The sequence below is a fragment of the Pseudomonas panipatensis genome, assembly GCF_900099785.1.
Classification (GTDB): domain Bacteria; phylum Pseudomonadota; class Gammaproteobacteria; order Pseudomonadales; family Pseudomonadaceae; genus Pseudomonas; species Pseudomonas panipatensis.
Window position 1 is genome coordinate 319,064 of sequence record NZ_FNDS01000002.1, and the last position, 24,204, is coordinate 343,267.

The following is a 24,204-nucleotide window of genomic DNA, read 5'->3' on the forward strand; positions in this document are numbered from 1 at the left end:
CCAGAAGTTTTCCACAGCGCTATTCCTTCAGGCCCGTCAGGCCGGACTCAGGTCGAGCCGGCGGCGCAGGCGCTGCTTGGCGATCAGGTAGGCGACCAGCGGGTAGAGCAGCAGCTTGGCGCAGGCGTACAGGCCGGACTCCGCCGGCGCCTGGCGCAGGAACTGGTCGAACAGACCGTGCAGGGTATGCGTCAGCGGTTCGGCGATGGCGATCAGGCGGGCAATCTCCGGCATCGCCAGGTCCGGCAGCAGCACCCCGGAATAGGTCTGCGCCACGCCGATCAGCAGGCCGATCAGCGAGTAGGCGCTGAAGCGGTTGGCGGTGAAGATGAACAGGATCAACCCCAGGCTCTGCGCCGCGGCGACGTAGCAGAGGGTGATGGCCAGCATCCACAACACGCTGCCGTTGATCTTCGCGCCGTTGAGGGTCACCAGCAGAAACAGCTCGACCATCAGCAAGGTACTGAACATCAGCGTGTAGGGCGCCAGCTTGCCCAGCAGGCGCACGCCCAGCGCCTTGGCCCGCAGGATGTGCGGCGAGGAAGCGCGCAGTTCCGGCGCCTCGCGGGCCAGCACGTGCACGGTGGCGACGATCACGAAGAGTTGCAGCAGGTGCACGATGGCGGCGAACTGCTGGTAGTAGATGTAGTTGCCGCTGGCGTTGAACAGGCTTTCGTAGGCCACGCTGATGCTCGCCAGGCTCGGCAGGGGCTGGCCCATGCCGGCGGCCAGGCGTGGACGCAGGTCCTGGTTGAGGGCGCTGACCAGGCCGCCGAAGTCCTGGGTCGAGTAGTAGCCGGCGGAGTAGAACAGCGAGTTGTAGTAAAGCTCGGCCTTGGGCTGGCGCCCGGCGAGGGCGTCGGCCTCGAAATCCCGCGGGATGTAAAGGAGCGCGTAATCCGCGGCGCGGCGGAGGCGTTGCAGGCCCTCCTGCAAGCCACCGCCAAGGACCTCGACCTGGGCGTGGGAACCCGCATCGAGTTCGCGCACCACGCGCCGCGAGAGGCTGCTGTGATCGGCGTCGACCACCGCCACCGGCATGTCCAGCAGGGTCCCGGCCTGGTAGATGCCACTGATCAGGGTGAACAGCAGCAGCGGCCACAGCCAGCCGAGCCAGTGGATGGTCCAGCTGCGCACGGCGAGGCGCGTCTCGGTGTTGAACGCCTGGGCGAAGCGCTGCAGGTTGCGCCTTACTGCTGCCAGTGCCACAGCGCGCTCATCCCCGGACGCAGGCCTTGCACCGGCTGCAGCGGATACAGCCGTACCTCGAAGGTCTTCAGGTCGAAATCGCCGGTGGCGCGAGTCGCGCGCTTGGTCGCGAAGTCACCGAGGGGCGCGATGTAGCGCACCTCGGCCTCGACCCTGGCATCGCCCAGCGCCGGCAGTTGCAGCGCCACCTTGTCGCCCTTGCGCACCTTGGCCAGGATGTCCTCGCGCAGGTTGAACACCAGGTAACTGTCGGACAGCCGCACCAGGGTCAGCAATGGACTGTAGGCGTTGATCAGCTCGCCCTCTTCCGCCGGAATGGGACCGACCTCGCCGTCCACCGGGGCCAGCACCCTGAGATCGTCGCTCTGCGCCTCCAGCTCGGCGAGCTGGGCATCGGCGCGGCGCACCGCGGCCGACAGCGCCTTGCGGGTTTCCTCTCGGTCGCCGCGATTTCCCTGGTCCAGATTGGCCTGGGCTTCGGCGACCTGGTTGCGCGCCACATCGTGGCCACGCCGCGACAGGTCGAGCTGGGACTGGGAGACGAAGCCGCGCGCGGCGAGTTCCTGGTTGCGCTGGTAATCGAGTTCGGCGTTGCGCAATTCGGCCTGGGCCTGCTGCAGACTGGCCTGCAAGGCGCGCAAGGTTTCCTCGCGGGTGCCATGCACGGACTCGTCGAGCTGCGCCTGGGCCTGGCTGCGCGCGGCGCGCAGGGAATCCAGCTGGGCCTGCAATTCCGGGCTGCTCAGGCTGATCAGCAGATCGCCCTTCTTCACCTCGTCGCCACGCCGCACGTGCAGGTGCTCGACCCGGCCCTTGGCCTTGGACGCGACTATCACTTCGGTGGCGTCCGCCTCGCCCTGCAACAGCAGCGGCTGGGTGTGCAGCTGCAGGTACAGGGTAATGGCGACGATCACCAGGATCAGCAGGGGTGCGAACAGCTTCCAGCCCTTCATCGTGCGGGTCTTCCCTCGGCGGCGCGATCCGCCGATGGTAGTGCATCCGCCAGTCGCTGGGGGCCGCCGCAGGCGATTAGGGAGATTTCAGCGCTCGTCGTCGGACGCCTGGCCGATCTCCCCGCCCTTGCTCGTCGGCGGCGACGGGAAGCGCGACGACGCATAGCGCACCACCAGGATCGCCAGGGCCAGCAGCAGCAGCGCCACCGAGACCAGGATGATGCCGTCGTCCGGCGTATGGTTGTGCTGGATGTCGGCGATCATCAGGCGGGTCAGCGCGGTCATCGCCACATAGATGAGGAAGCGCACCGGCATGTGGTTGGTCTTGAAGTAGATACCGACCATCGCACCCAGTTCGAGGTAGATGAACAGCAGCAGGATGTCGTCGATGCTGGCATGCCCCTTGGCCACCATGTCGACGAAGGATACCGCCGCCGACCAGAACACCGTGGCGCCGATGGCGAACAGCGCCAGGTAGTGGAAGGCCTCGACCAGCAGGTTGCCGAGCGACTCGGCGACCCCGTGCATTTGCTGCCGCAGGCGTTCGGCCCAATCCAGTTTCATTCGTCGTATCTCCCTTGCTTTCGGCGATTGTTGGCGTGGTACGTGCAAGTCACACGCCATTGACCCTCGACACGCATAGCGCGCCGAGGCTGCGGCAATATGACCGCGAACTTTTGCAGACGCCCTCCAGTCCATGAAGGGTCACGCCATGCCCCAGGCAAGGATCGAATATGAACAGCCCCTTCCAGGTACTCAGCGACGAATTCCAGGACCGCTACCGGGTCAACTTCAGCCTCGAACGGCCGGACGGCAGCATCGTCCTGACCCTCTCCAGCGACAGCGGCGTGGTCGCCAAGCGGCTGATCCGCGCCGGCCAGCTACAAGACCCGGAGCAGCTGCAGCGGCTGATCCAGAGCATCCGCTTCGGCATCGCCATCGAAGAGGGCGACAGCGCCCCGCGCCTGCTGGCGGACATGACCGAAGGCCGCGGACTGCCGATAGCCTCCTGAACACCTGGCGCCACGGACGCCAGCGGCAAGCACAGCGCCCCAGCATGGTGCGGGGCGCTGGCCGATCAGGCATCGCGCCACAGCCGCCATCGCACACACCCCGTTGCGCAACGCCAGCGCCCGGTCAACCGGGCGGCACTATCATTGCGCCAGCCGTGCGCAAAAGGCACGCATCAACGGAGTAGCCGGGACGAATTCGATACTGTATAAATAGCCAGTACTTTCAATTCCCCCCAGACTAGAAGGCATAGAGGTGATGAATGGCCGTCGAAGTGGTGTACCGCAGCAGCCGCGATCCGGAGCGCCTGTTCATGGATAAGGCAGAAGCCGACCGGCACGACAAGATGCTCGAACTGGCGGAGACGCTGGCCGATGTCCTGCAGAAGGCGGTGCCCTCGCTGAACGAAACCCAGGTCGAGGAAATCGGCATCTTCATGGCGAAGAACCGCGACGCCTTCGCCCGCGCCTTCAAGAACCAGCCGGAAGCCCTCGGCGAACTCTTCGCCACGCCCGACGCCTGACCCTCCCCCCGAGCCCCGGACAGCCCATCCGGGGCTTTCGTTTGTCCAGGCGTCAGCCCGAGGGCGCCTCCAGCGCCTCCACCAGCGCCTGGAGGAATCGCGCCGCTTCGCCGCCGGTGACCACGCGATGGTCGAAGGTCAGCGACAACGGCAGCATCGGATGGATTTCCACCCGGCCCTGCCAGGCCACCGGTTCGTCGCGGATACCGCCGGCACCGAGGATCGCCACCTGCGGCGGCAGCACCACCGGGCTGGCATAGCGGCCGAACAGGGTGCCGAAATTAGACAGGGTAAGGGTCGCGCCGAGCATTTCCTGCGGCGGGATGGAGCGCGCCTGCACGTCCGCGCGCAGGCGCGCCACGCCTTCGCGCAAGTCCTCGGCGCTGCGCTGGCCGACATTGCGCAACACCGGGACGAAGAGGCCATCGGGGGTGTCCACGGCGATGCCCAGGTCGAGCTGCGCATGCCGGCGGACGGCCAGGGCGTTGCCATCGAACCAGCTGTTCAGCACGGGTTCCACGCGACACGCATGGGCGATGGCCTGGGCCAGGCGGATCAAGGGATCGCGGGCCGCGCCCCAGCGCTGCAGGTCGGCATCGCCATGGAGGGTCACCGGCACCACTTCGGCGTGCGCGCGCGCCATGTTGAGCGCCATGCTGCGCCGCACCCCGCGCAGGCGTTCGCCGCCAAAACGCTCGCGGGCACTCTCGGCCGCGGCTTCCACGTCGGCGCGCGTGATCAGGCCCGCCGCCCCACTGCCACTGAGCGCGCCCAGTTCCACGCCGAGCTGCCGAGCCAACTGGCGCACCGCCGGCGTGGCGCGCGGCGCCAGGTGCTCACGGGTGGAGGGTGCCGCGCCGATGAAGAAAACATCGTGTCGCGCCGCTTCGCCGCCACCCTCCAGGCGCCCGACCACGGTTCCGGCATCGCTGCTCTCGCCCTCGAAGCCAACCAGCGGTTCACCGACATGCAGGACATCGCCTTCGGCACCGAACAGTTTTTCCACGACGCCCGCGTAGGGCGCCGGGATTTCCACCAGGGCCTTGGCGGTCTCCACCGACACCAGCGGCTGGTCAGCCTCGACGCGCTGTCCCTGGCTGACATGCCAGTGGGCGATCTCGGCCTCCTGCAGCCCTTCGCCGAGGTCGGGCAGCTTGAAGTGCTTCATAGGCATTCTCCGACGGCATCTGTCTGTTCATCGCGGTGGCCGCGCACAACCACCCGGCACCGACGCGCACCCCACCCTCAGGCATAGCTGAGCACTCCCTCGCAGGCTGCCAGAATGTCCGCCACGCTCGGCAGGTACAGGGTTTCCAGGCGGTACAGCGGCGGCGGGATGTCCGGCGCGGTGACGCGCTGGATCGGCGCCTGCAGGTCGAGCAACGCGCGCTCGTAAAGGCTGGCGGCGATCTCCGCGCCCAGGCCGCCGCTCTTCGGCGCCTCGTGGACGATGACGCAGCGCCCGGTCTTGCGCACCGAGGCTTCCAGGGTGTCCAGGTCGAGCGGCTTGAGGCTGGCGACGTCGATGACCTCCGCCTGCACGCCGCGCTCGCCCAGGACATCGGCTGCCTGCAGCGTCTCGTGGACACTGGCGCCCCAACTGACCAAGGTCAGATCGCCGCCTTCGCGCAGGGTGAAACAGCTGTCCAGCGGCAGGCGCCGGCCATCGTCCAGCAAGGGTTGCGGATTCATCCGGTAGAGCCGCGTCGGCTCCAGGAAAATCACCGGGTCGGGGTCGTCGATGGCCGCCAGCAGCAGGCCATAGGCCCGCGCCGGCGAGGAAGGCACCAGCACGCGAATGCCGGGGATATGCGCGAACATCGCTTCAGTGGCTTCGCTGTGATGTTCCGGCGCGCGGATACCGGCGCCCATCGGCGTGCGCAGCACCAGCGGGCAGCTCAGCCGGCCACGGGTGCGATTGCGCAGGCGGCTGGCGTGGGACACCAGTTGCTCCATGGCCGCGTAGATGAAGCCCATGAACTGGATTTCCATCACCGGCTTGAGGCCCTGGGCGGCCATGCCGATGCTCAGTCCGGCGATCATGTTCTCCGCCAGCGGCGTATCCAGCACGCGCTTGAAGCCGAAAGCGTCGCGCAGGCCGAGGGTGGCGCGGAACACCCCGCCGTTGACGCCGACGTCCTCGCCCAGCACCACCACGTCCGGGTCCTCGGCCATGGCCCGGTGCAACGCCAGGTTGACCGCTTCGAGCAGGGTCAGCGAACGCGGCTCGGGGTTGCGTTGCGGATCAGCCATCGTGCCTCCCTCCCGGCTGCGCGGGGTTCGCCGCGAGCGCGGCCTGGCGCCGCGCCAGGCGCTCGGCGAGCATCTCGCGCTGCTCCGCCAGGGCCGCCGGCCAGCGCGCGTAGAGCGAGTCGAAGAGCGCCTGCGGGCCTTGCGCCGCAGTCGCCTCGAAGCGCTCCACCGCCTGTTGCACCAAGCCCTGGCATTCGCCGACCAGCGCCTGCTCGCAGCTCTCGTTCCACACGCCGAGCGCCGCCAGGTAGGCCTGCAGGCGCTTGACCGGCTCCTCGCGCCAGGCCTGGTTGACCTCCTCGGCGGAGCGATAGCGACTGGCGTCGTCGGCGGTGGTGTGATCGCACAGGCGGTAGCTCAAGCACTCCAGCAGCAGCGGCCCCTTGCCGTGGCGGGCGCGTTCGAGGGCCTGGCGCACGCGCTCGTAGACCGCCAGCACATCGTTGCCGTCCACCTGCTCGCCGGCGATGCCGGCGCCCAGCGCCTTCTGCGCCAGGGTCGGCGCGGCGCACTGGATGCGCCGTGGCACCGAGATCGCCCACTGGTTGTTGTTGACCACGAAGACCACCGGCAACTGCCAGGCGCCAGCGACATTCAGGGCTTCGAAGAAATCGCCCTTGCTGGTGGCGCCGTCTCCACAGGTCGTCACCACGGCGCGGTGCTCGCCACGAATCTTCATCGCCGTGGCCACGCCACAGGCATGCAGGGCCTGGGTGGCGATGGGCACGCAGATGGGGAAATCCTCGGCGCAGGCCGGATCGACATAGGCACTGCCGCGCTCGTCGCCGCCCCAGTAGAGAAGGATTTCCTCCATGCGCACGCCACGCAGCAACTGCACGGCGGTGTCGCGGTAGTAAGGCACCAGCACGTCGTCGCCGTGCATGGCGCAGCCGACGCCCACGCCGATGGCCTCCTGGCCGAGGGTCGGCGCGTAGGTGCCGATCCGCCCGGTACGCTGCAAGGCCACGGCTTTCTGGTCGAACAGGCGGGTCAGCACCATCTGCCGGTAGAGTCGGGTCAACAGGCGCCGGTCATCGGCCCAGGCCGGCGGGTCGCCGACCAGTTGGCCGTCGGGCGCCAGGTAGCGCGTGTAGGGAAGGCTGGATGCGTTCGGCGCCATGACCGTCCTCCGTTTCCCACCGGGTAGGTGGAGCGCTTGTCGGGCCGCCGCGGGTAGCGGCGGCGGCGCGGTCTCGGCTCGCCCGCGCCGCTAGCCGTAGAGAATGCGTTCGGCGATCAGGTCGGCGACCCGCGCGGGCGAGCGGTGTTCGGCCTGGGCGTGGGCGTAGACCTCGGTCAGACGGTTGCCGATCTGCGCCAGGTGCGCGGTGATCGCCGGCAGGTCCTCGCCCTGATGCTGCAGGGAGACGAAGATCAGGCCACCGGAATTGATCACGTAATCGGGCGCGTAAAGGATGCCGCGCGCCTCCAGCTCATCGGCGACATCGGGATGCGCCAGTTGATTGTTGGCCGCGCCGGCCACCGCCGCGCAGCGTAGCTGGGCCACTATCTGCGAAGTCAGCACGCCGCCCAGGCCGCAGGGCGCGAGTATGTCGCAGGGGGTGGTGAGCAGTGCCTCGTTGGCGATCGGCTGGGCGCCCAGTTGCTCCACCGCCAGTTGCACCTTGCCGGTGTCGAGGTCGCTGACCAGCAGCTCGGCGCCCGCCGCCGCCAGTTGCTCGGCCAGGGCGTAGCCGACGTGACCGAGACCCTGCACGGCGATGCGCAGACCCTCCAGATCATCGCTGCCCAGGCGCGCCTGGGCGCTGGCGCGAATGCCGGCGAACACGCCCATGGCGGTGTGCGGCGACGGATCGCCGCCGCTGGTGGTGCTGGTGACATGGCGGGTGTGCTGGGCGATGCAGTCCATGTCGGTGCTCGACGTGCCGCTGTCCACCGCAGTGACATAGGCGCCGCCCAGCGAATCGATGAATCGCCCGAAGGCCTCGAACAGCGCGCCCCGGTTATCCACATGCGGCGCGCGGACGATCACCGCCTTGCCGCCGCCCTGCCGCAGGCCGGCCAGCGCGGCCTTGTAGCTCATGCCCTGGGCCAGGCGCGCGACGTCGCGCAGCGCGGCGTCATCGTCCGCGTAAGGCAGATAGCGACAGCCCCCCAGGGCTGGCCCGAGCCGGGAGCTGTGAATGGCGATGATCGCCTTGAGTCCCGTGGCCGGGTCCTGGGCGAGGTGCAACGACTCGAGCCGGGTGGCTTCCATGATGTCGAACACGGCGGCGCTCCCATGCTGATGCGGGCAGGCCCGGCGAACGGCGGGCAGCGTGAACGGGCTCCCTCAGTATAGGCAGTGGCCGGGGGGCCAGCGCTGGCGCCGACGACCGAGGAACTGGACGTTTGCCACGCGCAGTGGTTAAAAGGTTCTATCCACTGGAGATCGCCATGGACCCGCGCCAAGCCTGCTTCGCCTGCCTCGCCCTGGAGCCGCCGAACCTGTTCGAGGCGGCCTTGTGGATCGCCGTCGAGCACGAGCCGCACCTGCCGGCCGCGCAGGCGTTGCACGCCGTCGATAACCTGGCGCATCAGGTGACGGCCGGCCTGCCGCTGCTGGAGGGCGACGCCGAACGCGCCCAGGCGCTGCTGCGCCGCTTGAGCGAACTGGGTTTCGCCGAAGACGACGACTTCCCCCTACAGGCTCGCGCCGCCCTGCTGCCGCAGGTACTGCAGCGCCGTCGCGGGCAACCGCTGTCGTTGGCGCTGATCGCCCTGGAACTGGCGCGACGCGAAGGCATTCCGCTGGTCGGCGTCAACTTCCCGGGGCGCTTCCTGCTCCGCGTTCCGGGCGCCGACCACCTGCTCGATCCCACCTCTGGCCGCCGCCTTTACACCCGCGACTGCCGCGACTTGCTGGCGCGCCACCTGGGGCCGCAGGTCGAACTGAACGCCAGCCACCTGCTCACCGCCACTGCACGGGAAATGCTCCAGCGCCTGTCACGCAACCTGCGCCAGTTGCACCAGGCCGCGGGGGCGCCCCTGGCCGCGCTGAAGGATGCGCAACGGGTGCTGGAACTGGGCGAACCGAGCGTCGCCGACCACCTGGCCCGCGCCGAACTGTATCGCCAGCTGGATTGCCCGCAGGCCGAGCGCTACGACCTGGAGCGCGCCCTGCTGCTCAGCGACGACGCCGCCGAGCAGTGGCAGCTGCGCCGGCGCCTGGAAGCGTCGGCACTGCCGAAGAAAGCCCTGCACTGAGCCGGCTCAGGCCTTGAGCAGGCCGAGTTCCTTGGCCCGCGCCACCGCCTGGGTGCGGCGCTCCACCCCGAGCTTGCCGTTGATGCGCCGGGCATGGGTCTTCACCGTGTGCAGGGAGATGAACAGGCGTTCGCCGATTTCCAGGTTGGAACAGCCGCGGGCGATCAGCTCCAGCACCGACAGCTCGCGCAAGCTCAGCAACGGCGGCAGCTCGTGGCCGGTGGCCTGGGCGAACAGTTCCGGCTGCCGCTGGCGGGCATCGAGCAGCGCCGCCTCCAGGCCGAAACGCTGCACCAGTTCGAGCCCTTCGGCGCGCGCCAGTTGGGCCTGCTCGGGCTGGCCGGCGAGGGCATAGGTCTCGGCCAGCGCCAACCAGACTTCGCAGACCAGCGCCATGCGCCCCTGCTGTTCGAGGACCGGGAGCATCCCGGACAACCGGGCCAGGGCCGCGCCGGGCTGGCCATCGTAGCTTTCCGCCAGGGCCAGCTGGCACTCCACCCGGAACACCAGGTCGGGGGTCGCCGCCGGCGCGCTGAGGCCGTCGCAGCGATAGCGCGCGAGCACCCGCCCGAGCACTTCCCGCGCCTGCGCCGGGCGCCCACGGCGCAGGCTCAGGGCGCCGCTGGCGAGCAGCAGGGTGCCGCGATAAAGGGTTTCGGGGACATGGCGCAGCTGCATCTGCCGTTCCGCGTCGAGCAGGCGGTTGAAGGCGCTATCGAAGTCGTCGTCGCGCGCATCGAGCATGGCCAGGCCGATGTAACCATAGATGGCGCAGGGGTCGAGGCTGCGCCGCGCCTCGCGCAGGCCGGCCTGCAACAGCGCGCGTGCTTCGCCTTCGCGGCCCTGGCGCAGGCAGAGCCAGCCGCGCCGCAATTGCACCCGGCCGGTCATGGCGCAACCGCCCTGGCGCAGCTCCAGCAACGACTCTTGCACGCGGCGCAGCAGGGTCTCGGCACGCGACAGCTCGCCACGCTGCTCGAGCCAATAGGCGCGGTCGATCTCCAGGTAGGCCTCGAACAACCGGCTGCCCTGCTCGCGGGCCAGCTTGAGCGCTTCGCGGTTGATCAGCCGCGCCTCTTCCAGCTGACCGTCGGCCAGCGCCAATTGGCTCAGCGCCGACAGGCAGATCAGGGTCTGCGCCCAGGCTTCCTGCGGCAGCTCGTCGAGGGCGCCCTGTAGCAACTCGCGGGCGCCGGGACGGCCACGGGCATGGGCGAGCATGCCGGCCAGCCCCTGCCATTGCGCGAGCATGGCGCGCTGGCGCGCTTCGTTGGGCATTGGCAGGAAGCGCGCGAAGTGTTCGAGCAGCGCTTCGGCTTCATCCAGGCGGCCGACGAAGAGCAGCGCCCAGGCGTTGAGAATGAGCAGGCGCGGCGTGCTGTGCAGCAGGTCCGCGGGCAGCTCCTCGCGCAAGCGCAGCACACGCTCGACGCTGTGGCCCTGCAACAGTTGCTCCTCGGTCAGTCGCTGCAACAGGCTGGCGGCGACATCGGGCTGCTCGGCGCGCAGGGAATGCTCGAAGGCGGCATGCATGTCGCCGGCCTGGCTGTACCACTGGCAGGCACGCCGATGCAGGCTGCTGGCCGGGGTCCGGCCCATCTCGGCCAACTGCGCGGCGAGCATCGGGGTGACTCGATACCATCCGCTGGCGCCCTCTTCCGCCTGGAAACAGGCGCCACGGGCCAGCAACTCGCTCAGCGCCCCCGGCGCGTCCTCGAACAGGTAGCCGGCCAGCGCCGCGCAGCAGCGGTTGAGCCGGGCCAGGCCGCAGAGGACATCGGCCAGCGGTTCGGGCAATTCGTCGAGTACCTCCCGCTGCAGGTACTCCTGCAACAGCGCACGGCCAGCCTCGGCGAGCTGCGCCGGCAACGGCGGGTCGCTTTCGATGGGCAAGCCGAGCAGGCGCAGGCGCACCCCGGCGCACCAGCCGCCCGTGTGTTCCAGCAAGGCATGCTGCAACTCCGCGGACCAGTGCCGACCGGCCCGTTCGAGCAACTCGCCCAGTTCCTGCGCATCCATGCCGAGGGCGGCGGCATCCAGTTCGAGCAATTCGCCCTCCAGCAGCAGGCGCGCCAGGTTGCACGCCGGCCGCCGGCGACTGGCCAGCCACCAGCCGACCTGCGGCGAGGCGAGCGCCAACAGCCGGTCGAGGCTGGCATCCAGCCCGCTGTCGGGCTCCCGCGGGTAGTCATCGAGCATGATCCACAGCGGCTGCTGGATATCGCGCAGGTGCGCATGCAGGCTGGCTTCGTCGCTATGCGCCAGGCCCAGGGCCTCGGCCAGACGCCGGCACAGCGCCTCGCCGGTCAGCGCCCGGCCGCCGAGCGCCAGCCAGACCACCGCGGTACCGGCGGGAGCGACGCGCGCGCATTCACCCATGAGCACGGTCTTGCCGCTGCCCAGCGGGGCCAGCAACAGGCGCAGGCGATGGTCATCGCGCAGCAAGGCATCGCGCAGGCGCGGGCGCGGCACGTGTTGGGGGGGTAAGCGAGGCAGAAAGGACAGGCTTCTGGCGGAGGTGAACATGGGCAGGCGTCTCGACCGATCCTGACCCTTGAGCCTAGGCAGGCGAGCGCTCCGGGAAAAGCATTATCAACCGGACGCATGTCACGCTATAGGACACAGTCCGTGTGCGATTCCGTACACGACCGGCGACGCCCGTTGCGGGCGCCGCCGGCCGGCAGGATCAGCGAACGCCTTCGTTGCGCAGGGCGGCCGGGGTGAAGTCGGCCATGGTTGCCTTGGCGCCGAAGCGATAGCCGCTCTTCTCTTCGTTGAACAGGCCCAGAGCCAGGTAGCGGCCGGCGATCACGTCATACAGGACTTCCGGCACGTAGCCGCCAGCCTGGTGCGCGTAGTTGAACATGTAATGCCCCTCGGCGACGCGCCAGAGCTGGCCGCGACCGTCGTAGTGGTCGACCTCGGCGATCTGCCAACTGTCCTCGTCGATGTACATGTGGCGCTTGGCGTAGATGTGCCGCTCGCTGGGCTTGACGGTGCCGACCACTTCCCACACGCGGTGCAATTCGTAGCGGGTCAGGTCCTGGTTGAGGTGTCCGGCCTTGACGATGTCGTCGTACTTCTCGGTCGGCAGGGCCAGCTTGTAGCTGTTGTAGGGGATGTACATCTCCTTCTTGCCGACCAGTTTCCAATCGTAACGATCAGGCGCACCGGAGAACATGTCGAAGTTGTCCGAGGTACGCAGGCCGTCGGCCGCGGTGCCCGGACCATCGTAGGCCACCTGCGGCGCACGGCGCACGCGGCGCTGGCCGGCGTTGTAGATCCACGCCAGGCGCGGTTCCTTGACCTGGTCGAGGGTCTCGTGGACCAGCAGTACGTTACCGGCCAGGCGCGCCGGCGCGGTGACCTCCTGCTTGAAGTACAGGAGGATGTTGCCGGTCTTGCTGCTGTCCACATCGCTCATGCTCTGCGGGAAGGCGACCGTTTCCTCGAAGCGGATCGGCGTGTAGCTGCCGTTGGTCTGCGGGGTGACCTGGACCACGGTGCGCGCCAGGTTGCCGCCACGGTAACGGGTGATGTGGTTCCACAGCACCTCGACGCCGTTCTTCGGAATCGGGAAGGCGTAGTAGCGGCTCTTCTCGAAATTGGCCAGGCCGTTGCCGTCGTTGATCGGCTGCACGTTGAGCGCGCTGGCCTTGGCCGCGGCGTAGATCTCCGGCGGCAGCGAGAAGGTGCGATGGGTCTTGTAGACCGGGATCTTGTAGGTGTCCGGGTAGCGCTTGAACATCGCCACCTGGCCTTCGGACAGTTTGTCCTTGTACTTGTCGACGTTCTGCGCAGTGATCACGAACAGCGGCTTTTCAGCGGCGAACGGATCGCTGAGGAAGCCACGCGCGTCCTCGCTGCCGGCACTCTTGTCGATGCCACCGGTCCAGGCCGGGATGCTGCCATCGGCATTGCCTTCTTTCTGCGCGCCAACGGGGGTGAGCGTATTGCCCAGCTTGGCCGCCTCATCCGCCGATACCGCCGCCATCACCGCGCAGGAGAGCAGGCTGAGAGCCAGGGCGCCACACTGCAGAATTCGTTTCGTTCTCATGTTTCCTTCCTTCAATGACCGATCAGAAGTTCACGCCAAAGCTCAGGGCGATGAAATCACGATCGTTGACCGGGTTGTAATCGCCACCGAAGAAATCGGTATAGCTGAGGCTGGCGGTGTAGGTGTTCTGATAATCGGCGTCCACACCGACGCTGACCGCCTTGGCGCCTTCGCTGAAGTTCGGGCCGTAGCCCTGGACGTCGTGGGACCAGGCCACGTTGGGCTTGAAGTTGATGCCGGCGATCACGTTCGGATAATCGAGGATGCCGCGTACGCGATAGCCCCAGGAGTTGCTGGTGTAGAAGCCGTTGTTGTTGCACTCGCTGGGATTGGCGGCGTTCAGCAGCCCGGTGCACAGCGAGTTGCTGGGCAGTTTGCCCATGCCGTAGATCGAGTCGCGGCCGTAGCGCAGGTCGCTGTCGTCGATGCCACTGATGTGGTTGTAGCCGACCTCGCCCACCACGGTCAGACGCTCGGCCGCGAGGACCTGGTCGAAGAACTGGGTGACGGTCATCTGCGCCTGGGTGACCGGCTTGCGGACGTAGCCATGGATGACGTCGCCCGCCACCGGGCTGGCCTGGCCGCTGGTGTAGATCGGGTTGCCGAACAGCGTGGTCGGGTAGAGCGCGGCGACGGTGAGGTCGGTGCTGTTGAGCTGCAGCGGCATGTTCGGCCGGTAGCTCACTTCACCGGCCACCGAGGTGCTGCCGAGGTTGGTCTGGAAGCTCAGGCCGTAGAGGCGAATGTCCTCCGGGTACTCGATGAAGTACTGCGCGGTGGCCGCGCCGGTGTTGGCGTTGGCGGTGGCCAGGCCCTTGCCGGCGATGGTGCTGAAGATCGGGTTGCGGCTGTGGTAGTTCATCATGTAGGCGCCGAACTCGGTGTCGTTCAGCTGTGATGCGTACCAGCGCAGGGCCAGGCCCCACTGGCCACTGTCGCGCGGGTCCTTGTCGCCGGAGCGCGGCAGGTAGCGGTAGCCATGCGCCGGGTTCGGGTCGAAGTCGCTACCGGCGTAGGCCAGCTTGTTACAGCCGTTGGCCGCGACGTCGGTGGTCGAGAAGAAGGTGCCGCAGTTGTCCAGCACGGTCTTCTCCCAGTCGAGCTGGTAGAAGCCCTCGGCGGTGAGGCTGTCGGTCAGGCCCTGAGACATGTAGAGCATGCTGACCGGGATCAGGCCTTCCTTGATCTCGGCGCCCGGACGGCGGAACGCGGCCACGTCGACCGGGTTGATGCTGTTGATCGAGTTCTGGATGAAGGTGCTCTCGCCCCAGCTCACCACCTGCTTGCCCAGGCGCACGGTGCCCGGCAGGTCGGCAACGCTGTACTTGTGATAGACGAAGGCGTCGAGCAGCTCGGCGCCGGACGACCTGGCGGCCTGATCGCGGCCATCGTCGCTGATGTCGTAGAGCTGGCGGTGCTCGTCCTTCAGCTCGAAGTCGTACCAGTACTTGCCGCGGACGAACACGCCGCTGTCGCCGTACTTCAGCTCCAGGTCATGGATACCCTTGAAGATTTTCGAGAAGGTCTCGCCCTTCTTGAAGTTCAGCCGGCCGTCATCGGAGGTCTGCGACGAAGCCGTGCCTCCATTGCGGGTCCCGACGTATTTGGAATCGGCGTCGCGCAGTCCCCAACTGGCCCCCACCGATAGCGACGAATCGAATTGCCCCTCGATCTCCCCGACGTTGAACGAAACGGCCTGAGCCTGGGCGGCGCATCCCAGGGCAACAGCAGCGGCCAGCAATTGAGGCTTGAAGATCGCGCGCCTTGTTTTTCTTGTCATTCGGCACTCCTGACGGTGTCTAGGTGGATACACGCTACTCAGCCAGGGGCCTGCCCACCAAGCGCACCAAGGTGGTATTTCACCCTTCATCCAAAAGAGTGAATACCCCCTCTAGCACGGGCATTCCCTGGCCATATTGGCGGTGAGCATAGTACGCCATCCAATACCTGGATAATGCATCGCCGACACCTCTATCGCTGGCGCCGCGTCTGCGGCAGACTGTGCCACCCATGCAGCCCCCAATCCCTACCCCGGCGGACAGCCAACTGACGGAGATCACCCGCGCGGTGGTCCTGCGCTACCACAACAGCTGGAAGCGCCGCGATCTCGACGCGGCGCTGGCGCTCTATCACCCCGAGGTCGAATACAACGACTTCTTCCAGAACCGCTGCATGCGCCTGGGCGAGTTGCGCGACTACGTCAGCCAGACCATGCCGAGCCGCCCGGACGAGTTCCTCGACCATATCGATCGCATCCGCGTCGACGGCGATACCGCCTTCCTCCAGTACCGCACCGCCATCACCCTCAGCGGCCGCCTGGCGGTGTTCCACTCCAGCGAAGCCATCTGCGTGCGCGACGGGCTGATCTGGCGGATCAACGAGTACGCCATCCTGGTCCGCGACAGCCACGCGGACGAACAGCGCAGCGCCGGCGACCCGCGCCCGCCGGCCAGTCGCCTGGGCCTCTCGCCGCGCCAGTTGAGCCAGCTCGCCAACGACCTCGAAGAGTACTTCCACAAGGCCCAGCCCTACCTCGCCCCGGACCTCGACCTGTCCCAGGTGGCCAGCGCCACCGGCTACACCCGCAACCAGATTTCCTACCTGCTCAATCAGGTGATGGGGCTGACCTTCTACCAGTACGTCAACCAGAAGCGCCTGCAGCACCTGATGGCGCAACTGCGTCCGGCGCTGTCCACGCGCATCGACGAACTGGCCTTCTCCGCCGGCTTCAACTCGCTCTCGGCCTTCTACCGCTGCTTCCGTCAGCACACCGGCCTGTCGCCGCGCGAATACCTGCGCCAGCTCGACACCCAGGGCTGAGCGCCACGGACTTTTCTCCGCGTACCCGCGCGCACGACAGCAAGCGCGCGCGCTTCTAGGCTTGCCTGCATTCCCCGCTCAGCCCTTCTCGGAGTCGTCTATGTCGGCATGGCGCCATATCAGTCTGTGGATGAATCAACTGGATGACGACTTCATTCCGCGTCCGGCCCTGGAAGGCACGCTGGAAGTCGACGTGGCCATCGCCGGCGCCGGCTACACCGGGCTGTGGACCGCCTATTACCTGAAGACCCGCGCACCGCACCTGAAGATCGCCATCGTCGAAGCCGAGACCGCCGGTTTCGGTGCCTCCGGGCGCAACGGCGGCTGGCTGATGGGCAACCTGCTCGGCGAGGATCGCCTGGTCGGCGCCCTGCCCGAGGCGCAGCGGCGCGAAACCTGGGACCTGCTGCACGGCATCCCCGACGAAGTCGGCCGCGTGCTGCGGCAGGAAGGCATCGACTGCGACTACCGCAAGGGCGGCGTGCTGTATTGCGCGGCGCGCTACCCGGAACAGGAGCGCCGCCTGCGCGAACACCTGGGCGAACTGCGTCGCCTGGGCCTGGGCGAGGAGGACTACCGCTGGCTGTCCGCCGCCGAACTGAACCAGCAACTGCGCATCGCCGGCCCGCTGGGCGCCATCCATACCCCGCACTGCGCGACCATCCAGCCGGCCAAGCTGGCCCGTGGCCTGGCCCGCGCGGTCGAGCGCCTCGGCGTGCAACTGTTCGAGAAGAGCCGCGTGAGCGGCTGGCAGCCCGGCGTGCTGCGCACCGACCGGGGCGAACTCAAGGCGTCCTGGGTAGTGCCGGCGGTGGAGGGCTACGCCGCCGCCCTGCCGCCCCTGGGCAACTTCCAGCTACCGGTGCAGAGCATGCTGGTGGCCACCGAGCCGCTGGACGAAGCGGTCTGGGCCGAGATCGGCCTGGAGCGCGGCCAGGCCTTCAGCGAGAACAGCCGCCAGGTCACCTACGGCCAGCGCACCCTGGACAACCGCCTGGCCTTCGGCGCGCGCGGCGGCTATCGCTTCGGCGGCAAGCTGCGCAGCGACTTCAGCCTCACCGACGCCGAGGTCGGCCTGCGCCGCTACCTGTTCGGCGAGCTGTTCCCGCAACTCAAGGACGTGCGCATCAGCCACACCTGGGGCGGCAATCTGGGCATGTCGCGGCGCTTCCACCCACACATGCTGATCGACCGCCGCAACGGCATCGCCCTTTCCGGCGGCTACGGCGGCGAAGGGGTCGGCGCGACCAACCTCGGCGGACGCACCCTGGCCGACCTCATCCTCGGCCGCGACAGCCTGGAAACCCGCCAGCCCTGGGTGATCCACGAGCGCAGTATGCAGGACAGCCTGCGCGCCTGGGAGCCCGAGCCCTGCCGCTGGCTGGGCTACAACGCGATCATCCGCAGCTTCGTCTTCGAGGACGAGGTGCTGGCCAACCCCCACAGCCCGGCCTGGCGCCGGCGCCTGGCGGAGAAGCTCGCCGCCGGCATGGAAAGCCTGATGACCTGGAAGGTCGGCTGAACGGCCGGCCTCTCCGCCAACCTCCCCGAACCCACCCGGAGTCCCGATGCAGATCACCCACCTGAAGAACACCGCCCATGCCCCTCTCGGCGAAGCCAGCCCGGTCGCCGTTCCGCTCGGCGAGCCGGTCTCGCAGACCCGCGTCGACGCGCTGGAACGCCCCGACCAGGTCGAAACCGGTATCTGGGAGTGCAGCCCCGGACGCTGGCGCCGGCAGATCGTCGAGCAGGAGTTCTGCCACTTCATCGCCGGTCGCGGCAGCTTCACGCCGGATGGCGGCGAGCCGATCGCGTTCCAGGCTGGCGACGCCTTCCTGCTGCCGGAAAACAGCCTGGGCGTGTGGGACATCCAGGAAACCGTGCGCAAAACCTACGTGATCATCCAGCGCGGCTGACGCCGCGCCTCCCCCGCACAAGCCCGCCCTGCACGCGCATCGCTGGCAGGGCCCGCTTGTCGGCGCAGGCGCTCACTCAGAACTTGCCGTGGCGCCCCTCGCCCCCGGCGAAGCGCTCGGCCCCGGCCTGGGTTTCGCCACTGTCGATCACCGCCATGCCACCCTGGAATTCATTGGCCAGGGCCACGTCGAAGGACAGTTCCCATTGCGCGTAGACGCTGGCGCGGTCGGCCAGCATGCAATGCTGCGGAAAGCCGGCGATGTCCCGCGCCAGCGCCTCGGCGGCGGCGCGCGCGTCGCCCGTCGCCACCACGCGGTTGGCCAGGCCCATGGCCAGGGCTTCGGCGGCGGACACCGCACGGCCGGTGAGGATCAGATCCAGCGCCCGGCCCTGGCCGACGATACGCGGCAGGCGCACGGTGCCGCCGTCGATCAGCGGCACGCCGAAGCGGCGGCAGAACACGCCGCAGACGGCATCCTCGGCCATCACCCGCAAATCGGCGAGCAACGCCAGTTCCAGGCCACCGGCCACGGCGTAGCCCTCGATGGCGGCGATCAAGGGTTTGCTCAACTGCATGCGGCTCGGCCCCATGGGCGCATCGCCTTCCGTCTCCAGGCGGTTGCGCCGCTCGGCGCCCTCGGCCAGCGCGGTCAGGTCGGCGCCGGCGCAGAAGGTGCCGCCGGCGCCGGTGAGCACCGCGACCCGCGCCTGCTCGTCGGCCTCGAAGGCGCGCAGGGCCTCGACCAGGGCATCGGCGGTGGGGCGATCGACCGCATTGCGCGCGGCTGGACGATCGATGATCAGGGTGGTTACCGGGCCAGTCTTGTCGACGATCACACTCACGGCGGATCTCCTCGCGGCGCGCCGCCGCGGCGGAAATGAAAAAGGCCGGCATCGGAGCCGGCCTTTCACCTTACTGCATTCCGCCGCGGGGATCAGCCCACGTATTTCTGCAGGTTGGCCATCATTTCGCGCAGCGCTTCGAGGTTGTCCGCCGGGTGCGCGGCGCCCTCGAAACTGCTGATCTGCTGCCAGTGCGCGGCCACGTCCTCGACATCGAACCCGGCGCGCGGATCGAAACCGCAACCCAGGCTGCGCTCCCAGCGCACCTTGCCCATCCAGCCGCCGCCGACTTCATAGAGGCCGGCGGTGTCCTGGCAGGCCGCGCTGCCCAGGTAGACCACCAACGGGCTGACCAGCTCGGGCTTGAGCTGCTCGAACACCTGCGGCGGGATCAGCCCTTCGGTCATGCGGGTGCCGCCGGTGGGCGCGATGGCGTTGACCAGGATGCCGCTCTTGAGCCCTTCGATGGCCAGGGTGCGGGTCAGACCGTAGAGGCCGAGCTTGGCCATGCCGTAGTTGCTCTGGCCGAAGTTGCCGTAGATGCCGGAGGTGGACGAGGTGAAGATCACCCGTCCGAAGCCCTGCTCGCGCATCAGCGGCCAGGCGGCGCGGGTCACCTTGTAGGCGCCTTCGACGTGGACCTTGTAGACCAGGTCCCAGTCGGCGTCTTCCATCTTGTGGAAGGTCTTGTCGCGCAGGATGCCGGCGTTGTTGACCAGCACATCGACGCGCCCGAAGGCCTCCACCGCGGTGCGCACGATCTTGTCGCCGTCGGTCACCGAGTCATGGTTGGCTACGGCGGTGCCGCCGGCTTCGCGGATTTCCGCCACCACGCGGTCGGCGGCCGAGGCATTGGCGCCTTCGCCGTGGGTGCTGCCACCGAGGTCGTTCACCACCACCTTGGCGCCATGCTTGGCGAACAGCAGGGCGTGGGCACGGCCGAGGCCGCCGCCGGCACCGGTAACGATCACGACCTTGTCGTCGAAACGCAGGGCATCACTCATGCTTGGAGACTCCGTGGCAGGTAAGTATTCGCGGAGTGTCGATCAGCCGGGTGGCGGTCACAACCAAGACCGCCGAGGCTGAATGGTGCCCGATAAGGTCAGGGGATGATGCCTACTCCAGCGGCCACTCCAGGCTGTCGCTGGGGCCCAGCTTGAACAACCACCAGTCGTACTCCGAGCAAAGCACCGCCACCGATCCGGCACCGAGCCACGCCAGCACGGCGCCCACGCCGTACAGCGGCGCCTCCGTCAGCCAGGCCTGATAGAGACCCAGGCAGCCCAGGCCGAACAGGGCCATGCCGAGCAGCGGACCGGCCAGGAGGAACAGCGGGCGCCCGCGCAGCAGCAGGCGGAACAGCCAGGACCCCTGCGGACGGCGCTCGGGAAGGATGGGATGCAAGGACATGGCAAAGCCTCGAAGACAGGAGATGCGCCACCCTAGCCTGCTCCCCTCGGCTTATCCGTCAGGCATTTCTGATAGCGTCGGCAGATGCCCCCGAAACTGTCCCGTCCAGCCGCGCACGGAACGCCAGGTAATGCGCCAGTACCTGCTCCGGCGCCTCGCACTGTGGATAGTGGCCGATGCCATCGAGCAGCACGGTGTCGGCATCGGCGATCAGCTCGCGATAGCGCTGCACCATGTGCGCCCCGGAAATCGGGTCCAGCGGACCGTCGATCAGGCGCAGCGGCACACCGCTGTGCTGCATGGCGCCGACCCAGCGTTCGCGGTGCTCGCGGCGGTCGCGGATGTAATGGATCAGCCGGTGCATCACCGCCGGCCCGTCGTGCCGGGCGATCAGGCTCCAGAAGGCATCCAGCTCCTCGGCGCTCGGTTGCGTGCGAGGGCCGAACACCTTGGCGAAATTGGCCGCCAGCCGGGCGCGGTTGAACAGGCGCCCGAACAGCGCGCCCAGCGGACTGAGCAGAAGCTTCTGCGATAGCACCGGGCGATGGGTCTCCGGAAACAGCCCGCCATTGAGGAACACGCAGGACGCCAGGCGAATGCGCCCTTCGCGATGCCGCGCCAGCAGTTCCTGGGCGACGCTGTTGCCGTAGTCGTGGACCAGCAGGTGCAACGGCTCGCGAATCTCCAGGCGAGCCAGCAGCGCCTGCTGCAGATCGGCCTGTTCGAGGATGCGGTAGGCGTGCCCGCGCGGCTTGGCCGAATCGCCGAAACCGAGCATGTCGCAGGCGATCACCCGGTAGCGCGCGGCCAGCGGCCACCACAGGTAATGCCAGTCCCAGGCGGCGGTGGGAAAACCGTGGATCAGCAACAGCGGCTCGCCTTTGCCGGCGTCCCAGTAGCGAATCGCGTGGCCATTGAAATCCAGATCGTTGCCCTGGGCGCGCCACTCGCCCAGGGAAATCCCCGGCAAGGCCATCAGACGGCGTATCCCGGGTTCCGCTGATCCAGCGTGCGCAGCAGCGCCGGCCAGGCCAGTTGCCCGCCCAGGCCCTGCTTGTTGCGGGTGACGCCGGCGGCCATGGCCTTGGCCCCGGCGAGAATCTGCGACGGGATCATGATCAGTTCGGCGCCGCCGCCCTGGGCCAGCACCTGGATTTCGCAGGCGCGCTGCAGGGTGAACATCATCAGGAAGGTGTCGGCGATGGTCGCCGCGCAGGTCAGCAGCCCGTGGTTGGGCAGAATCATGAAGCCGTTTTCGCCGAGGTCGGCCTGCAGCCGGGCCTTCTCCTCGTGGTTCAGCGCCACGCCCTCGTAGGCGTGGTAGGCCAGGCCGGAGAGGACGAACAGCGATTGCTGGGAAATCGGCAGCAGGCCCTGCGTCTGTGCCGACACCGCGATCCCGGCCGGTGTGTGCGTGTGCAGCACGCAGGCCACGTCATGGCGCACCTCGTGGATGGCGCTGTGGATGGTGTAACCGGCCGGGTTGATGTCATAGGCGCTGTCCATCAGCTTGTTGCCGGCCAGATCGATCTTCACCAGGCTGGACGCGGTGATCTCGTGGAACATCATGCCGTAGGGGTTGATGAGGAAGTCTTCGGTGCCCGGAACCTTGGCCGAGATGTGGGTGAAGATCAGATCGTCCCAGCCATGCAGGGCGATCAGCCGGTAGCAGGCGGCGAGATCGACGCGGGTCTGCCACTCGGCGGCGGAGACCTGGTCGCGAAGGCTGGCGGCGGGCTGGGGAGTGACAGCGTGCATGACGGTTCCTCATCGGTTGTTGTTATTCGACGAGGGCAGTCTAGTCAGGCGTGGCGGGCGGGACTGTCGCCGGCATGACAGTCTCGCCGCATGAATGATGGGGGATTCGCGCGGCGATGCCGGCGCAGCGCAGGTTCTCCGTAGCCTGCGCCGCTACAGGCAGAGCGCCAGCAGCGGCGCCAGGAGCAGGTTGAACAGCCCGGTGAGGACCATCAGCAGGCCGGCCGCCGAGCCTTCTTCGCCGCCGAATTCGTAGGCGCGGCTGGTCCCCGCACCGTGGGCGCCGACGCCGAGCAGCGCACCACGGGCCAGGCTGGAACGCAGGTGCAGCAGCTTCATCAGCACACCGCCGGCCAGGGCGCCGAAGACCCCGGTGATCATCACGAAAGCCGCCGTCAGCTCCGGCACGCCGCCGAGGTCGTGGGACATTTCCATGGCGAACGGCGTGGTGATCGAGCGCGGCACCAGCGACAGCGCCACCGGGCCGTCCAGAGCCAGGGCGCGGGCCAGGGCCCAGGAGCTGCCGATGGCCACCGCGGAACCGGCGCACATGCCCACCAGCAACGCCGGCCAGTGGCGCGCGAGCAGGCCGCGCTGCTGCCAGATCGGTATCGCGAAGGCCACGGTCGCCGGGCCCAGCAGGGTCACCAGCCAACGCGTATCGCGGGCGTAGTCGGCATAGTGCGCATGCAGCGGGATGGCCACGGCGAACAGCAGCAGCGGGACGAAGACGATCGGCGAAAAACCGTACCAGCGCACACGGCGGTAGAGCAGGCGGCTGAACAGATAGCCGGCCAGGGTCAGCGCCAGCCAGAACAGGGCGTGTCTATCGAGGCTCATGGCGCGACCTCCAGCGATACATCCACTCCACCGAGAGCGCGGTGACCAGCATCACCAGCAAGGTGCTGCACATGATCACCAGGAGAATCTTCCAGCCTTGGCTGCGCAGCAAGGCGCCGTAGTCCAGCAGGCTCATCAGCGCCGGGATGAAAAACAGCAGCATCTCCGCCAGCAGCAGGCCGGCGCCGCCCTGCAGCAACGCCGGGCGGATCGCGCCACTGGCGAACAGCGCCAGCAGCAACGCCAGGCCGATCACCCCGCCGGGCAGCGGCAGTCCGCAGGCCTGGGCCAGCCAGCCGCCGAACCACCAGAAGCCGATGAGGATGGCGAGCTCGAAGCACAGACGCGAGGCGCGGCGGAACATGGGGAGACCTGCAAGAACGGGGTTTTCGATGGCGCTCAGCATAAGACCAGGGCTAGTATCGCCAAAACGAATTGTTCGAATCGGAGTCATTCCAGAATGGAATTCCGTCAGTTGCGCAGCTTCGTCGAAGTGGTGCGCCAGGGCAGCTTCACCCAGGCCGCAGCCATCCTCCATGCCAGCCAGTCAGCGGTGAGCAAGCAGGTCGCCCAACTGGAGCAGAGCCTGCAGGTCCAGTTGCTGGAGCGCAGCGGGTCGCACATCCGCCCGACCGCCGCCGGTAGCGTGGTGCTGCGCCGCGCCGAGGACATGCTGCGCCTGCGCCGCGAACTGCTCACCGAACTCGACGAACTGAGCCAGATGAAACGCGGCGAACTGCGCCTGGGCCTGCCGCTGCTCGGCGCCGATCCCCTGTTCGCCTGGCGCTTCGCCGAATACCGCAAGCGCTACCCGCAGATCCAGGTGCGCCTGCTGGAAGGCGGCAGCAAGACCCTGGAACAGGCGGTGCGCGCCGGCGAGCTGGAGCTGGCCGGCTGCCTGACGCCGAGCGACACACTCTTCGACTGGCAGGAATTCTGTAACGAACCCCTGGATGCCCTGCTGCCGGCCGACCATCCACTGGCCGAACGCCCGAGCATCGCCCTGCGCGAACTGGCCGATACGCCGTTCCTGCTCTATCAGCAGAGTTTCACCCTCAACGACCGCCTGCTGCGCGCCTGCCACGAAGCCGGCTTCGAGCCGCGCGAAGGCGGTCGCAGCGGCCAGGCCGACTTCCTCGGCGCGCTGGTCGCCGCCGGCCAGGGCGTGGTGCTGCTGCCCCGCGCGGTGGCCCGCGAGATCGAGCGGCCCGGCGTGGTGCGGGTGCTGCTCAGCGAACCGGACCTGCGCTGGGACATCTGCTTCATCTGGCGCCGTGACGCCTACCTGTCCCACGCGGCCAGGGCCTGGCTGGAGCTGCTCAAGGAGAACCCACTGCGTGCCGCCGAGTCCGAAAAAGCGCAGGAAGGCTGAAGCGCGCTGTGCGATAGCCACGCGCTGGCCT

The 24,204-nt window shown here is 68.1% G+C and carries 24 protein-coding genes; 7 read left to right on the forward strand and 17 right to left on the reverse strand.

What is annotated here, in order from left to right; translation table 11 throughout:
• Positions 1-36: 36 nt before the first annotated feature.
• From BLQ74_RS05585 to BLQ74_RS05595, 3 genes are all read right to left on the reverse strand, one after another.
• On the reverse strand, positions 37-1,209 hold the full coding sequence (locus BLQ74_RS05585; protein WP_090261549.1) for an ABC transporter permease: 1,173 nt from the start codon (positions 1,207-1,209) through the stop codon (positions 37-39).
• The gene (locus tag BLQ74_RS05590; protein ID WP_090261550.1) at positions 1,191-2,162 is read right to left on the reverse strand and encodes an HlyD family secretion protein; all 972 of its coding nucleotides are present in this window, start codon (positions 2,160-2,162) and stop codon (positions 1,191-1,193) included. Before BLQ74_RS05590 ends, BLQ74_RS05585 begins: the two co-directional genes overlap by 19 nt.
• Before the next feature lie 87 nt (positions 2,163-2,249).
• Positions 2,250-2,726, reverse strand: coding sequence for a phosphate-starvation-inducible protein PsiE (locus tag BLQ74_RS05595; protein WP_090261551.1), 477 nt, complete (start codon positions 2,724-2,726; stop codon positions 2,250-2,252).
• A 170-nt stretch (positions 2,727-2,896) separates the two neighbouring features.
• Here BLQ74_RS05595 and BLQ74_RS05600 point away from each other — a divergent pair, with 170 nt between their 5' ends.
• Positions 2,897-3,175: a DUF3509 domain-containing protein gene (locus BLQ74_RS05600; protein WP_090261552.1), complete on the forward strand. Its 279-nt coding sequence runs from the start codon at positions 2,897-2,899 to the stop codon at positions 3,173-3,175.
• 260 nt (positions 3,176-3,435) lie between these two features.
• A complete protein-coding gene (locus BLQ74_RS05605) occupies positions 3,436-3,696 on the forward strand; it encodes a YebG family protein (RefSeq protein WP_090261553.1) in 261 nt (86 codons plus the stop codon).
• Between the two features lie 52 nt (positions 3,697-3,748).
• On the opposite strand, the gene BLQ74_RS05610 is transcribed toward BLQ74_RS05605, so the two are convergent.
• The 4 genes from BLQ74_RS05610 to BLQ74_RS05625 form a co-directional block, all read right to left on the reverse strand.
• Positions 3,749-4,864, reverse strand: a complete 1,116-nt coding sequence (locus BLQ74_RS05610) for a dihydrolipoamide acetyltransferase family protein (protein ID WP_090261554.1) — start codon at positions 4,862-4,864, stop codon at positions 3,749-3,751.
• Between the two features lie 77 nt (positions 4,865-4,941).
• Positions 4,942-5,949, reverse strand: coding sequence for an alpha-ketoacid dehydrogenase subunit beta (locus BLQ74_RS05615; protein WP_090261555.1), 1,008 nt, complete (start codon positions 5,947-5,949; stop codon positions 4,942-4,944).
• Complete coding sequence (gene pdhA / locus BLQ74_RS05620) at positions 5,942-7,069, reverse strand: pyruvate dehydrogenase (acetyl-transferring) E1 component subunit alpha (protein ID WP_090261556.1); 1,128 nt, start codon at positions 7,067-7,069, stop codon at positions 5,942-5,944. Before pdhA ends, BLQ74_RS05615 begins: the two co-directional genes overlap by 8 nt.
• Before the next feature lie 90 nt (positions 7,070-7,159).
• A complete protein-coding gene (locus tag BLQ74_RS05625; protein ID WP_090261557.1) occupies positions 7,160-8,179 on the reverse strand; it encodes a Leu/Phe/Val dehydrogenase in 1,020 nt (339 codons plus the stop codon).
• 167 nt (positions 8,180-8,346) lie between these two features.
• Between BLQ74_RS05625 and BLQ74_RS05630 the strand changes: the two genes are divergently transcribed.
• A complete protein-coding gene (locus BLQ74_RS05630) occupies positions 8,347-9,156 on the forward strand; it encodes a SirB1 family protein (RefSeq protein ID WP_090261558.1) in 810 nt (269 codons plus the stop codon).
• Positions 9,157-9,162: 6 nt separating this feature from the next.
• Here the strand turns inward: BLQ74_RS05630 and BLQ74_RS05635 are convergent, their stop codons facing one another.
• The 3 genes from BLQ74_RS05635 to BLQ74_RS05645 all read right to left on the reverse strand — a co-directional run bounded on the left by BLQ74_RS05635 (position 9,163) and on the right by BLQ74_RS05645 (position 14,993).
• Entirely contained in the window at positions 9,163-11,682 is a 2,520-nt protein-coding gene (locus tag BLQ74_RS05635) for a LuxR C-terminal-related transcriptional regulator (protein WP_090261559.1), read from the reverse strand.
• A gap of 160 nt (positions 11,683-11,842) precedes the next feature.
• Positions 11,843-13,213 (reverse strand): DUF1329 domain-containing protein, encoded by a 1,371-nt coding sequence (locus tag BLQ74_RS05640; RefSeq protein WP_090261560.1) that lies wholly within the window; start codon positions 13,211-13,213, stop codon positions 11,843-11,845.
• 22 nt (positions 13,214-13,235) lie between these two features.
• Positions 13,236-14,993: a DUF1302 domain-containing protein gene (locus tag BLQ74_RS05645; protein WP_090261561.1), complete on the reverse strand. Its 1,758-nt coding sequence runs from the start codon at positions 14,991-14,993 to the stop codon at positions 13,236-13,238.
• A 230-nt stretch (positions 14,994-15,223) separates the two neighbouring features.
• On the opposite strand from BLQ74_RS05645, the gene BLQ74_RS05650 reads away from it, so the two are divergent.
• The 3 genes from BLQ74_RS05650 (at position 15,224) to BLQ74_RS05660 (ending at position 17,949) form a co-directional block, all read left to right on the forward strand.
• Positions 15,224-16,033: an AraC family transcriptional regulator gene (locus BLQ74_RS05650; protein ID WP_090261562.1), complete on the forward strand. Its 810-nt coding sequence runs from the start codon at positions 15,224-15,226 to the stop codon at positions 16,031-16,033.
• Positions 16,034-16,133: 100 nt separating this feature from the next.
• Entirely contained in the window at positions 16,134-17,555 is a 1,422-nt protein-coding gene (locus tag BLQ74_RS05655) for an NAD(P)/FAD-dependent oxidoreductase (RefSeq protein ID WP_090261563.1), read from the forward strand.
• Between the two features lie 46 nt (positions 17,556-17,601).
• Entirely contained in the window at positions 17,602-17,949 is a 348-nt protein-coding gene (locus BLQ74_RS05660) for a cupin domain-containing protein (RefSeq protein ID WP_090261564.1), read from the forward strand.
• A gap of 76 nt (positions 17,950-18,025) precedes the next feature.
• On the opposite strand, the gene BLQ74_RS05665 is transcribed toward BLQ74_RS05660, so the two are convergent.
• From BLQ74_RS05665 to BLQ74_RS05695, 7 genes are all read right to left on the reverse strand, one after another.
• On the reverse strand, positions 18,026-18,793 hold the full coding sequence (locus BLQ74_RS05665; RefSeq protein WP_090261565.1) for a crotonase/enoyl-CoA hydratase family protein: 768 nt from the start codon (positions 18,791-18,793) through the stop codon (positions 18,026-18,028).
• Positions 18,794-18,885: 92 nt separating this feature from the next.
• Positions 18,886-19,797 carry an SDR family oxidoreductase gene (locus tag BLQ74_RS05670; RefSeq protein WP_090261566.1) on the reverse strand — a complete coding sequence of 304 codons (912 nt, stop codon included), beginning with the start codon at positions 19,795-19,797 and terminating at the stop codon, positions 18,886-18,888.
• Positions 19,798-19,909: 112 nt separating this feature from the next.
• Entirely contained in the window at positions 19,910-20,203 is a 294-nt protein-coding gene (locus BLQ74_RS05675) for a hypothetical protein (RefSeq protein WP_090261567.1), read from the reverse strand.
• 58 nt (positions 20,204-20,261) lie between these two features.
• On the reverse strand, positions 20,262-21,179 hold the full coding sequence (locus BLQ74_RS05680) for an alpha/beta fold hydrolase (protein ID WP_090261568.1): 918 nt from the start codon (positions 21,177-21,179) through the stop codon (positions 20,262-20,264).
• Positions 21,179-21,961 carry a class II aldolase/adducin family protein gene (locus BLQ74_RS05685; protein ID WP_090261569.1) on the reverse strand — a complete coding sequence of 261 codons (783 nt, stop codon included), beginning with the start codon at positions 21,959-21,961 and terminating at the stop codon, positions 21,179-21,181. Before BLQ74_RS05685 ends, BLQ74_RS05680 begins: the two co-directional genes overlap by 1 nt.
• Positions 21,962-22,114: 153 nt before the next feature.
• A complete protein-coding gene (locus BLQ74_RS05690; protein WP_090261570.1) occupies positions 22,115-22,801 on the reverse strand; it encodes an LrgB family protein in 687 nt (228 codons plus the stop codon).
• Entirely contained in the window at positions 22,788-23,207 is a 420-nt protein-coding gene (locus BLQ74_RS05695; RefSeq protein ID WP_170842769.1) for a CidA/LrgA family protein, read from the reverse strand. Before BLQ74_RS05695 ends, BLQ74_RS05690 begins: the two co-directional genes overlap by 14 nt.
• A 54-nt stretch (positions 23,208-23,261) precedes the next feature.
• Here BLQ74_RS05695 and BLQ74_RS05700 point away from each other — a divergent pair, with 54 nt between their 5' ends.
• Positions 23,262-24,173, forward strand: coding sequence for a LysR family transcriptional regulator (locus BLQ74_RS05700; RefSeq protein WP_090261572.1), 912 nt, complete (start codon positions 23,262-23,264; stop codon positions 24,171-24,173).
• The last annotated feature ends 31 nt before the right edge of the window (positions 24,174-24,204 follow it).